Consider the following 12,466-nt stretch of genomic DNA (forward strand, 5'->3'; position numbering starts at 1 on the left):
AATGTCGCTGTGCCTGGTGGTTTACAATCTGATCCGGATGGTTCATCAATATGCGGCCGTCGCCAACGACAGGCCGCCGGAGAAGGTCTCGGGGGAGATGTTGTTCCGCGACGTGCGGTCCGAACTGACGACCGTGGCGAGGTTGCTCACCCCCGCCCATCTGGAACTCCTGCTGGTCCCTCTCGGGCCGGAGCAACTTCAGGCGTGGTTACTGAAGTTGCTTCAGGGAACGTGGCATCGCAAATGGACCAAGTCCGCCCGCCCCCGGCCCTCCGGTCCCCCGAAGCCAAAAACCAAGAAACTCCGGCAGGAAAAACCTCACGATTCTGTCTTCCGGGTCTTGCGGAGAACTCCTTGAAAGATCTTCACACGACTGCCGCTCACGCAGTGGGGCTCTTGATTGCAGTAGAAAGTAATATCCCTCGCCGGTTACCTGCACAGGCTGTTTGCAGAACGGGCCGCCATCAATCCGCGTGAATTTCCTTCAAATCCGCTCGTTTGCCATCATAGGTGGTCGCGAAGGCCAGTGCTTTCGCATCGGCGGTTGCTCCCCATGCCTTGCATGCTTGCGAATACAGGGCGGGCCACCAGTTTTCATGGCTGGTCAGTCCTTTTTCCCGCACTTCCTGCCAGTTGCTGGTGATTTTGCTCCAGCATTTATCCCCATATTCCAAGGCTTTGTTGATGTGCCCGAATTCGGGGATGTACCACTGTCGGCCAATGGCCGCGTGCAAAACTTCATCGGCCCAGTCGAAATCTTGGATGGTTGCCATCAGCGGGATGCCGGACTCCTGGGCCACTTCCCACTCGTAGCGTTTGCCGGTGCGGGGCATCAACCCTTGCTCGATGAAATAAAGCACGGCATGGCGTTCCATCGGTGTGCATTCAGTGTTGAGCCGCATCGACCAGTTGAAGGTGATGCGGGCGGCCGTCCAGTCCACGCCGAGGGCGACAAAGCCGACTTCCCCCATCATCGCGTGCCGGGCTTCGTCCCACATTTGTCGGGTCATGTCCCGGTAATACTTCGACGGTTTGCCCTTGGTCTGGGTCAGGATGCTTGACATCATCTCCGGCACATCCACTTCGCGGATGCGCTTGAAAAGCATCATCAGGGCCTTGGCTTTCGCGGGCATGTTCTCGTCGTAGAGGAAGGCCTCGGCGTTCACCCCTTGGTTCCATTGATCCTTCCAGCGTTCATCTCGTTTCGGCAGCGGATCATAAACATAGGGCGTCGCGGAATACTGCCGTTCCAGTGATTCGACCGGGATTTTCCCGTCAACAGCCTTGAGGCAGTTTTGCAGCAACTCTTCCCATTCATGAAACCCTGTGCGGAAGTCCGGGGTCACGAGGGCATCGACGCTGGCTTCGCCAAAGTCGATCATGTCCTCTACTTCGAGCATCGCAAACCGCAACACTCGCCGGGAGGGGGCGTCAGTCAGCGGGTTGGTGTCCTCGGAGTAATGGAACATCAGGGAGTGAAGTTCGGGCATTGCGTGGTCGTACAGGCCGACGAGGAGTTCCTCGGTCGTCCTCGCCGCGAGGATTTCATCAAAGAAGATCTCCCACGCCGGATGCGGGACGGCTTCCAACCCCAGCGGTGGTTCCCGCATTTCCCCCACGCGGGTTCTCAGGGCGTCCGCATGTTCCGCACACAGGTGGGCATGGTGGGCGAAACCCGTCTTCAACTCATAGATCGGCTCAGACGTGATGCGGGCCGTGAGGATCTCTTGCAATCGCTTGAGGGCATAATGAATCTCCTTCAACCGGGTGGTGCAAGCCTCAATGGACAACCCCGGCTTGGCGGCCTGCGCCAGCGTGCAAAGACCCGCCAGCGGCGGCAAATTCCGGTAAGAACGGTAGGTGTCGGGGGTGATTTTGGTGGTCATGAGGGAGAGCCCGAGGAGGACGATGGATTAAATCTGTTTAGTCGAAAAACTCATTCTGAAGAATGTGGCAGATGCCTTTCGCGAACAGGTCTTTGTATCTCAGACCAAGGCACTCCCGAGTCGGGGTTTTCACAATGTTCGGCAAGTCGCCGCCGAAATTCCGCAAAGTCTTCGGGCTTAAAAATCGCTGTGTCTTGGTGCGGTTCTGGAGATGTTTCTTTGATGTCCATTTGTCGATCCGATTGTCCGCAGGTGTGATAATTTTCGCACACCCACTCTTAAAGAACAACGGTGTTTCCGATCAGAACGAACAAGGGGCGGGCCAATTGGCCCGCCCCTTGCGAATGTCGCTCAATCAATTCAGCATCACTTCGGATTAACGGCGAACAGAGTCTTTTCGGACATGATGTACAGTTGGCCGTTGGCCACGACCGGGGTGCTGCGGACGGCTTCGCCGATTTCCACCTTGGTGAGCAGGAACTTGGCCTTCACCTTGTCCTTCATCGCTTTGATGGCTTCGTCGTTCGCGTCCCGTCCGGCTTTCTTGGCATCGGCCGAGTCCTTTCCGTCGATGCCGGCTTTCTTCTCGGCGGCCACCCCGGCGGCGGAGCCTTCGGCCACCTCGTCAAGAACGGTTTGCTCCTTCTCGTGTTTGAAGAAGTAAACGTCGCCGTCTTCGTTCGCCAAAAGGATTTTGCCATCGACGTAGTACGGCGAGCCCCAAATGGCGGACTTGGTGTCGAACTGCCAGAACTTCTTGCCGGTCTTGGCGTCCAGGCAGTGGAGGTATCCGGCGAGTTCGGAGATGTACAACACGCCGTCGATGATGCAGGCGGTGCTCATCGTCCGGCCATAGGCATAGTCCCGCTTGGCAAACGGCCGCTTTTCTTCGCCGCCGTAGTGCCAGACGACCGCCGAATTGGGGTTCGGCTTGGTTTCCGGCGGATCTTTGGCGGCGTCGGTCACCAGATCCGGGGAGACATCGCCCTGCTTTGAGGCGTCGATGCAATAGAAGTGCCCGATGCCCTCGAAGTGCTCGGGATCCTGGCCGGTGCCGATGTAGACCTTGTCCTCATGAATCACCGGCGAGCCGATGAAGTCGCTGCGGGTTCCCTTGCCGCCAAGCTCGTACTTGGAGTCCTTCGGATTCGCGTCGAACTTCCAGAGAACCTTGCCGGTTTCCAATTCAAGCGAATAGAGCCAGCCGTCGCCGCCGGGGAAAATAGCCTGCGGCTTGCCCTTGATCGTGCCGACCGAGCAGTTCGACCATTGGCCGTGCATGATCGCCTTGCCGGGCAGGTTGCTCTTCCAGACCACCTTGCCGGTGTTCTTGTTCAACGCGAGGAAACTCGGGGCCTCCGGGAACGGGATGTTGATGTGGTTCTCGTCCACCCCGTTGGCCGTCACGATCAGAAGAAGATCCCCGATAATCAACGGCGATGAGGCCGTCATGTTGTGCGGGAAAACCTTCAGGTCTTTGATCATGTCCAAAGACCAGATAATGTCCGCGTCCGTCTTTTCCTTGTGTTTTTCGTTGGTGACGCCGTCGTTGCCGTTGGCCATTCCGTCCACGTCCGCGCAAACAATTTCGCAGCGGTTGGTGGCGAAGTAGACCCGGTTCCCCTCGACGGTCGGCGTGGAGCAAATGCCTTCCCGGGGCCAGTCGTTCACCTGACCGGATTCCAGCTTGTCGTTGACAAATTGCCAGAGAAAATTGCCGGTGGCTTCCTCAAAGCACATGATGACGCCCTTGTCGATGGGCGGGCCATTGGGATCGTCGTCCGTGGGCTTGCCGCGATCACGCTTGTTGCGGGGATTTTCGTTGTTCGTGCCGACGAAGATTTTGCCCCCTGCGATCGTCGGCCCGCCGTAGGCTCGCGAACCCAAGGGTTGTTTCCACTTGATGCGCTTGCCGAGCACGGAGACTTTTTCGTCTTCCTCGCTCTTGTCAAACGTGGCCGAAATGTCGGTGGCCACGAGGTTCACGAAGTTGTGGTCCGGCGTGCCGCCGAACATCGTGTGGTCGCCCTTTTTGGCGGCCGGGGTGGTCGTCTGGGCGGCGGTCTTCGGTTCGTCGGCCCGAACCTCACCGATCAGATTCGGCTTGGCGCCTCCGAAATAGACGGCCGCGCCGACACCCAGTGTCGCCCCGGCCAGTCCGGCCAATCCCCATCGGGAAAGTTTGTTCATGTTTTGAGTTCCTTGGTGAAGTCATCCCGGCGGGCGGGGGCTGATCATCCCCGCCCGCCAAGTCTTTTCAATTGCCGTTTTCGACAACCAGCCACTATTTCTTCGCTGCGCCGTTTTTGGTGATGGAAATGTTTGCGTAATAGATCTCGGAGCCGGGGGCATCCTTGTCCGCGTTGGTCACGTAGCCATACAGGGCGGCGGCCCCTTCGCGGTTCGGCAGCGGGTCGGTGAACTCCAGCGTCCACTTCTCCGGTTCGGCTTCGCCTCTCGCCCAGACTTTGGCCTTCACAACCGCCTCTTTCTCGCCGACTTCCACGCTCAGCTTGAGGCGATACCATTGACCGGATTTCCATGTGAACGGAGCGGCCACGTCGATCCGGGGAAGGGCTTCCCAAGAGATCAGGCGAACCGTGCGTTCACCCTTTTCATCGGTCTTGCCGTCAAGGTAGAACGTATATCGGTTCGCCAGAATGCCGCCGTCCGGCAGCTTGTCTTTCTGTTCTACGCCCATGATGTCGGATTCAATCGTGTATCCGGTCGTTTCCGGGGGAGTGATGTAGGCATAGGCGCGAGCCACTGGGGGGGACGGGTTGGTGTTCGTTTTCGAGAGAACTTTCACACCGTCTTTTTCGACCACCACATATTTGGCTTGGGTGTTAATCCAACCGCCGGGAATCCCGCCGACCGGAACTTGGACAAAGTCCTGCTTGTACGGCAATCCGGGGGCGACCCGCACGCGGGCCATGAAGGTCTTGTCGCCAAGTTTGGCGAGAACATAACCCTGCTGGGCCGGTCGCTTGGAAAGCGTCAGCACGCCCTTTTCGTCAATCGTCCCGTCAAGCGGCGGCGGTCCGGCCGTCTTCGGTGCTTCCTTCCCTTTGGGAGCTTCCTTCGGCGCTTCTTTCGCGGGTTCCTTGCCGGGAACCTTCGGGGCGGGCGGCGCCGGCAGGGACCACGTCACTCCGTCGAGTTTCGCATTCTTGAGTTCCACCCCGTTGGCGTTGAACGCCTTCACTTTGAACTCGGTGGTGCCGCCGGCGGCCAGCACGACATCGGCCGGGAAGACTTGGATGCTCGCGATGGCGTCATCTTCCTTGGCCGGGGTTTCGGGGGCAGGTTCGGGGATCTTCCCAAACTTGGCCACGGAGTCCGCTCCGTTTTTACCAATGCAGAAGAACTCGTCCCGAGTGGAGAAATAAACCTTCCCGTCGGCGATGGCGGTGGTGCAATGCACTTCCACCAAGCCCACGCCGCCGACAGGAGCCTTGAACCGGATTTCGTGGGAGCCTTCCGGAACCTTCTTCCCGTTCAGGGGGATGATGGCATATCGGGCGTCCACGCCGCTGATGAAGACCTTGTTGTCCGCGATCACCGGCGAACCACGGGACAGCGTTCCGTAGTTGAATTTCCAGAGGAACTTGTTGATCTTTTGGGTGCCGGTGGGTTCCTTGAAAATGTCGAAACAGTAGAGCTTCGCGGCATCATCCGGCACATAGAGGTATTTGTCGTCGGCGGCCGGGGAGGCGAGGCCGAAGCGAGTTCCGTCGCGGTATTGCCACACCAAGGTTGGCTTGCCGTCTTTCACCTTGGAGGCATCCACACAAATCACGCGGCCGATGTCGCCGCCATCGGGGTTTTCTTCTCCGTGGGAACAAAGCACATAATTGCCGACAATCACCGGGGAAGGATTCACGGCGGTGGCACAATACTTGTAACTCCAAACCAATTTGCCGGTGCGGACTTGGAAGGCGTGCAGGCTGCCATCCACCCCCCCGGAAATCATCAAGCGTTGCCCGTTGATGTTGGCCACGATGGGATTGCTGTAATAAGTCGCCAGTTTGTAGTCGCCGGCCACTTCGGACCACCAAGCCACCTTGCCGGTTTCTTGTTCAAAAGCCACAAAGCGGTGCAACCCGCGGGCATAGTTGCCCCAAGAAGCCTGCACCATGCCGATAATCACCAAGCCGCTGTCGCAGACCGGCGTGGCCACCCGGCCACCGTAACCGGTCACCCGGCCGTACTCTTCCGTGAGTTGGTGTTGCCAGACCACTTTGCCGGTCTCGCCGTCCATGCAGGCGAGGAAGCCGGCCGACGAATGACAGTAGATTTTCTTGCCAACGGGGTCGGCCGTGAGGTTGGCCCAGCCGAGCCGGTTGGTCACAATGTCCGTGAGGAACACATTGAATTTTTGTTCCCAAATTTTCTCGCCCGTTTTCGCATTCAGGCACACCACCCGCTCGCCAGTGACGAGTCGTTCGGCGGCCGTCTGCGTGCGGGGCACGTCCCCGAAGGAGGTGACGAAATACACATGGCCGCCCATCACCAGCGGGGTGGACCGGCAGCCGAACGGAACCTTCCAAATCAGGTTCTCCCGGCCGGGCGTGGCGGGGTCCCAAGTGGCGGGAAGATCCAACTCACGGGAAAACCCACTTTCGCCCGGCCCACGCCAGTGAATCCAATCGGTGGCGTATGTCGTCGGGGCCAGCCCCAAAAGGGCGACCAACGCCCCGAACAAGCCCGAGATCCGTCGTCGTGTCATGGAGAGCGCTCCTCCGGAGGTTTTTGAAAACAGGCAATGAGCCGATTCGCTCATTGTTTTACCACCACTCGCTTCGCTTTCATCTCATATCGGGGCAAACTTCCGGCCGAGACGACGATCACGTCGGCCCGGAAGAGCAGTTCGTCCCGGATCGCCCGGCTCACGGCTTCCCGTAAATCACCGGTGGAATGACCAACGATCGGCTCGATTTCGATGCCCAAATCGGTCAACGGGCCGGTTCGATCCACCGTGATCCGAAACTCCACCACCGCCGGGAATCGACGAATCACCGCCTCGATGGCCGCCGGATAGACGTTGTTGCCGCGGAGGTGGATCATGTCGTCGGTTCGCCCGAGAATGCCACCATCCAACAGCAATTTCCCATCCGGCGTTCGCCGGGCTTTTACCACATCCCCGGTGCGGTAGCGAATCAGGGGCGATCCGTGCCGACCGAGGTTGGTCAGGACCAACTCGCCCGGTTGACCATCGGCCACGGGAGACGTTCCCGCCGGATCGATCACTTCGGCGACGTACTGGCTTTCCAGCACAATCAGGCTGCCGGGGGTGTCCGTCGCCTCGATGGCGGACGGCCCAACCTCGGTCAATCCATAATGGTCATAGACGCGGGCGCCCCAAACTTCTTCAATCCGTTTTCGGGTGGCCGGGATTCCGCCCCCCGGTTCCCCGGCGACAATCAGCATCCGCACGGCCGAACCGGCAAGGTCCAATCCCTCGGCGGCGGCCAACTCGGCAAGATGCAGGGCATAGGTGGGCGTGCAGCAAATGACTGTGGCCCGGTGATCGAGCAGGAACCGCAACCGGGCCGTGCTGGAAAGCCCCCCGCCGGGCAGACAGAGATAGCCATCCTTCGCGGCCGCTTCAAACGCCGTCCAGAAACCGAGGAACGGGCCAAACGAGAACGGAAAGAAAAACACATCCGAGCGTGTCAGTCCGAGATGAGCGAACATCTCGCTCCAACAACCCAACAGCCAGTTCCATGAATCAGGCGTGTCTAGCCATCGCAGGGGCCGCCCTGTGGACGTGCCGGAGGATTGGTGCAACCGGGAATAGTGATCGCGGGAAAACGTCAGCGTGCTGCCGTAGGGAGGGTTCTCCAACTGATCGCGGACCAGATCAACCTTCGCGGTGAACGGGAGTTGATCGAACCGGCCGAGATCGCAACCGGCGAACTTGCGTGAATAAAAGGCGTTTTTCGGAACGATGTCCCGGAGAAGATGATCGAGCCGCTCTTGGGAGGAAGGGGATGTCATCTTCTTCGTTTCTGGTTTCTAGTTTCTGGTTTCTGGTTGAAACCGAAGATGCCAGTGAGAACGGCGGCCCGTTTCAACGATTGCCGACGGGAAACTGGAAACGACCTCATTTAGCGGCAATGTCAAAGCACATCAACACTTCGTGGTCGCGGATATACAGTTTGCCGTTGGAAACCACCGGATGCGCCCAGAGTTTGCCGTCTCGGCGGGGGATCTGGCTCTTGGCGGGAAGTTCAAACCGGCCCTCTTCTTTCCATTCTGTCGGCGTGGCGGCGATCTTCACGACCGTCCCTTTGCCTTCGCCAAATAAATAGAAACTTCCATCCGCATAAGTCACGGTTCCTTTGTCCAACTTTTTGCTTGTCCAAGTCGGCTCCGGGCCATCGGCTGTGGTGGATTTCAGGAAATCCAGACACACCCACCCGCCGCTGTCGCTATGGCCGTACACAAACTCGCCGACGCGGATCACGCCGCCGTGATGATTGACAATGGACTTGTTCTTGTACACCATCTCGGCCTTGATGCCCGCTCCGTCTTTCGCCAGACGGATAAGCGAACAACCGGCGCCATAGCCGGCCGTGACAAACACATAATTCTTGTAAACGACTGGTGTCGGGATCACGGCCACCTTGTAGCCAATGTCAGCCCGTCGCCAGAGAACTTTGCCCTCCACACTCAAGCCGACAACGCTCTGGGCTGATTGCTGAACGTATTGCTTGATCCCGTCCACTTCTGTAATGACGATGGACGAATAACCGGCCGGTTCCATATATTCCGTGCTTCGCCAGACGACTGTGCCATTGGTTTTGTTCAGGCACGCGACCGCTCCCTTGTTGGTCGCGGCTTTGCCGCCGGGCGTGACCAGCAATTTGTCCCCGTCAATCAGAATGGATTCGCTGTAACCCCACACGGGGATTTCCCCGAGGAAATCCTTCACCAAGTTTTTGGCCCAAACCAGCGTGCCGTCCTTGGTCTCATAGCACTGGAGGTCTCCCTTGGCGCCGAGGACATAAACCTTGTCGCCATCCACGGTGGGGGTGCCTCGCGGCCCGCTGCCCCATCCGTGGTTGTAATTTCCCTCGGCCGTGTTGAGGGGTTTTCGCCAGACTTCCTGGCCCTCTTTTGCGTCCAGACACAACAGGAATTCGTTGGCCCCTTTGACGGAATCTTCCCCGCCCATCAGGAAAATCTTGCCGGCCGAGGTGACCGGGCTGCCGTACCCCACGCCGCATTTCTCTGTTTTCCAAAGGAGTTTCGGACCTTCGGACGGCCATTCCTTCAAAAGTCCGGTTTCCTTGGAGACATCGTCGCGGTTGGGGCCGCGCCACTGCGGCCAGTCTCCGGCGTTGCCGCCGTCCTTGGGAGCCGGAGCCGACAGGGACAACAGCAAGGCGGCCAGTTGAATCGAAGACATGAGACCTCACCGGGGGGTAACAAGGGTCGAACGGGCCTGCGGAAATCGCCCGGCCGGAGAGTCGCCGTCCGGATTATTAGACGGCTTCGCACGGTTTGCCATTCGGCGTGGAAATTATAGGTCCGCCCCGGCAAGTTCCAAGTTCGCGCCGGGGCGACCCGTTCGTAGCATAAGCCACTCATTCCAGAAACACCCCTGCGGAGATCGCATCATGGAATACGGAATCGGAATCGGGATTGGTTTGGTGATCGGATTGGCCATTGGATTTCTCGTCGCCAAGTCGATGGCGACCAAGCCTTTCGGCAACGCGGCCGGACTGGCCCTTGGCAAAAAAGTCGCCCTCAAGGCCGCCGGGGACGCGGAGTTTGCGAAGAAGCTGGAACATCTCTTCAACCCGCCGGTGCCCAAGCCCTCCGGCGAACCTATTCGGCTGTTGGGGTTGTTGCAACGGGATGCCCGGTTGCTGGATTTCTTGATGGAAAACATCGGGCCTTACACGGACGACCAGATCGGGGCCTCCGTGCGGGACATTCACGCCAAGAGCCAGACCGTGTTGAAGAAACACCTGACGCTAGAATCCGTGATGAGTCAGCCAGAGGGGGCCAGCGTGACTGTTCCGGCCGGGTTTGATCCGTCGGCGGTTCGCTTGGTGGGAAATGTGACCGGACAACCGCCGTTCAAGGGAACGCTTCAACACGCCGGTTGGAAGGTGAAAAACATGAACATCCCGAAAACCCCGGATGGGCAGGATGAATTTGTTCTCATGCCCGCCGAGGTGGAAATCTGACTCAGTTCCACCGGCCACATTGCAACGCATGAACGTGTTTGCAAACGTAAAACGGATTACGATCTCCCCGGTAGACGGCATCCGCACACGAACAATGCCAGCGAATTTCATGTTCGCTTAATCGTTCGAGGGCGATCTGGTATTCGGTTCGCCCTCCTTTCACATCCCAAGTCATCACGCAACCCGGCTCCAGCGGACGGGGGTTGCGATATGTCACCCGGTAACAGTACAAACATGGTTTCCGCTTCCGGTCCGGGCCTGGCAGGGTGGCGACGAAGGGTAATTTGGGAAGGAATTTGGCAACCATGATTACTCCCGTTCTAAGCTGGTGAAGAATTAGGTAAAGTTTACCTTTTTTCCCATCCGAATTGGATGTCGGTAGGCGCGGACGCGATGCGTCAAAATGGCGAAAGACGTGCCAGCCGGAACGCTCGGAGGTACGATGTCAGGAACGGTTGCCAGACAATCCCATCGGACGGCCGAGAGCCGCCGGGAATTGGAACGAATGGCCGTGGATTTGTTGACGCCGCTTCGCCTTCGCCCGTTGTTCAAACCGGCGATCTGGGGAGGCACGCGCCTGCGGCCCTGGCTCGGGGAAACCCCTTCGAACGAACCGACCGGCGAAGCTTGGGTTCTCAGCGATCACGGGGATAGTCACAGCGAGATCATCGAAGGCTCCGCCGCCGGCAAAACCCTGCGGCAACTTATGGAGCGGATGCCGGAACGCCTGCTAGGCCAATCATTTGCGACGACCAAACGATTTCCGCTGCTGCTGAAATTCATCGACGCCCGCCTGCCTCTTTCCGTGCAGGTCCACCCGGACGATTCGCGGGCCAAGCACCATGAACCGCACGGCCCCGGCATCGGCAAGACCGAGGCTTGGGTAATGCTGGCCGCCGAGCCGGACGCCCGGTTGTACGCCGGTCTGGTTCCGGGGGCGACAACGGCCCAACTGCGCGAGGCCATCGCCGTCGGCCACTTGGAACCGCTGCTCCATGTGATGACGCCGAAACCCGGCGACTGCCTGTTCCTCAAGGCCGGTACGGTCCACGCCATCGGCGCCGGGACGATGCTTTTTGAAATTCAGCAATCAAGCGACATCACCTATCGCCTCTTTGACTGGAACCGCGTCGACCCAAAAACCGGCAAAGCCCGCGATTTGCATGTGGAAAAGGGACTGGCCTGCGTGGATGACACGCTCGGGCCGTGTGTTCCCGTGTTCCCCCTGCCCCATCCGGCCCGCGAAACCCTGATCGACGGCGAATACTTTTCCCTCGACCGCTGGAACACGGATCAACTGTTCCGCGTCGGCCGGGTCGGCGAATGTCGCATGATTGTCGGCTTGGAAGGGCTTGCGGAGATGGCTTGGGACGACCGGACCTTTGCCGTCCGGCCCGGAGATGTGTGGCTGATTCCCGCCGAAACCGGCGTGTGCGAAGTTATCCCGCGTGGACCGGTTACGTTGTTGGAATGCGGTTGCGGGCAAAACCCGGATAACTGAACCGGGTTACTCTTCCGCCAACAATTCTTCCCAAGTGTTGACGTCAAGGATTCGTTCCCCGAGTCGTTCAAACCGGACCGAATCCGTGATGGCATTCAGCGTCGATGCAATCGACGGACTCGGCTGGCCGAATCGTTTGGCGCCCAAACGCAAGAGCATGTTTTTTTGCCCAAGGCTGATGCCTTGGTTAACACCTTTTTCAAGAATCCATTGATATGTTGTCGAATCTTCCATCAACATGACCATTCTCCGGTAAGTGTCCGCGATCCGATCCTGATTATATCGCAATCCGCATAACACGAAGGACGAGCCAATCAGAGCTTTGGTGAGCGTTTCATTGATCCGCTGATCCCGCAATGATTCTTGAAATCGGCCGAGGGCTGTCTCCAAATTGGCGTCTGCCTCATCGGTCAGTAACGAAAGCGGGGCCAAAGCGGGACCGGCGTCGAGCCAGAAGTTTGCGGGTCGTTCCCATACCCGTTCCACATGATAACGGAATGCCGTGATGATGTTTCCGTTGACACCGATCCGCTGATACAAGCCGGTCATGTCGCTGGCCACGGCTTTGCGGCGCAGCAAAATCAGAACGGTTTCCACCGGAAGATCATTCTGGTGGGCGATGATGGTATTGTAACGCAATAACTCGGACGGGATACCTGTCCGGGGATTGGCTTCCAGTTCCAAATGCAACAGATTTGGACTTGGTCCATTGAAGCGAAAAACTTTGTCGGCCTGCAATGTCGTGGCCAGATCGGTGTCAACGGGAACACTTGGACCTGGTGGAATGCCGGCAATTCGGGCGAAACGGTTGGCCCATTGATCCGGCCCCGTGTCGATCATCCCGTTCAGCGTTGCGTCAAATGGCTTGCTCATCGCGT

At 58.6% G+C, this 12,466-nt stretch carries 10 protein-coding genes; 3 read left to right on the top strand and 7 right to left on the bottom strand.

What is annotated here, in order from left to right; translation table 11 throughout:
• The coding region (locus BGIM_RS0118480) for a hypothetical protein (RefSeq protein ID WP_020471218.1) at positions 1-358 on the top strand (358 nt) is incomplete at its 5' end.
• A 106-nt stretch (positions 359-464) separates the two neighbouring features.
• On the opposite strand, the gene BGIM_RS0118485 is transcribed toward BGIM_RS0118480, so the two are convergent.
• From BGIM_RS0118485 to BGIM_RS0118510, 5 genes are all read right to left on the bottom strand, one after another.
• Positions 465-1,886: a hypothetical protein gene (locus tag BGIM_RS0118485; protein ID WP_020471219.1), complete on the bottom strand. Its 1,422-nt coding sequence runs from the start codon at positions 1,884-1,886 to the stop codon at positions 465-467.
• Between the two features lie 366 nt (positions 1,887-2,252).
• The gene (locus BGIM_RS0118495; RefSeq protein ID WP_020471221.1) at positions 2,253-4,076 is read right to left on the bottom strand and encodes an outer membrane protein assembly factor BamB family protein; all 1,824 of its coding nucleotides are present in this window, start codon (positions 4,074-4,076) and stop codon (positions 2,253-2,255) included.
• Positions 4,077-4,170: 94 nt separating this feature from the next.
• Complete coding sequence (locus tag BGIM_RS0118500; RefSeq protein WP_020471222.1) at positions 4,171-6,615, bottom strand: PQQ-binding-like beta-propeller repeat protein; 2,445 nt, start codon at positions 6,613-6,615, stop codon at positions 4,171-4,173.
• A gap of 50 nt (positions 6,616-6,665) precedes the next feature.
• Entirely contained in the window at positions 6,666-7,886 is a 1,221-nt protein-coding gene (locus tag BGIM_RS0118505) for a phenylacetate--CoA ligase family protein (protein ID WP_020471223.1), read from the bottom strand.
• Between the two features lie 106 nt (positions 7,887-7,992).
• Positions 7,993-9,300, bottom strand: a complete 1,308-nt coding sequence (locus tag BGIM_RS0118510) for a PQQ-binding-like beta-propeller repeat protein (protein WP_020471224.1) — start codon at positions 9,298-9,300, stop codon at positions 7,993-7,995.
• Positions 9,301-9,511: 211 nt separating this feature from the next.
• Between BGIM_RS0118510 and BGIM_RS51135 the strand changes: the two genes are divergently transcribed.
• A complete protein-coding gene (locus BGIM_RS51135; protein ID WP_020471225.1) occupies positions 9,512-10,087 on the top strand; it encodes a DUF2760 domain-containing protein in 576 nt (191 codons plus the stop codon).
• A gap of 1 nt (position 10,088) precedes the next feature.
• On the opposite strand, the gene BGIM_RS0118520 is transcribed toward BGIM_RS51135, so the two are convergent.
• Positions 10,089-10,394, bottom strand: coding sequence for a hypothetical protein (locus BGIM_RS0118520; RefSeq protein ID WP_020471226.1), 306 nt, complete (start codon positions 10,392-10,394; stop codon positions 10,089-10,091).
• A 135-nt stretch (positions 10,395-10,529) separates the two neighbouring features.
• Here BGIM_RS0118520 and BGIM_RS51140 point away from each other — a divergent pair, with 135 nt between their 5' ends.
• A complete protein-coding gene (locus tag BGIM_RS51140) occupies positions 10,530-11,588 on the top strand; it encodes a type I phosphomannose isomerase catalytic subunit (protein WP_020471227.1) in 1,059 nt (352 codons plus the stop codon).
• A 6-nt stretch (positions 11,589-11,594) separates the two neighbouring features.
• Here the strand turns inward: BGIM_RS51140 and BGIM_RS0118530 are convergent, their stop codons facing one another.
• The gene (locus BGIM_RS0118530; RefSeq protein WP_020471228.1) at positions 11,595-12,461 is read right to left on the bottom strand and encodes an RpnC/YadD family protein; all 867 of its coding nucleotides are present in this window, start codon (positions 12,459-12,461) and stop codon (positions 11,595-11,597) included.
• Positions 12,462-12,466: the final 5 nt, after the last annotated feature.

Origin of the sequence: Zavarzinella formosa DSM 19928 (genome assembly GCF_000255705.1) — a bacterium.
In the GTDB taxonomy this organism is placed as follows: Bacteria; Planctomycetota; Planctomycetia; order Gemmatales; family Gemmataceae; genus Zavarzinella; species Zavarzinella formosa.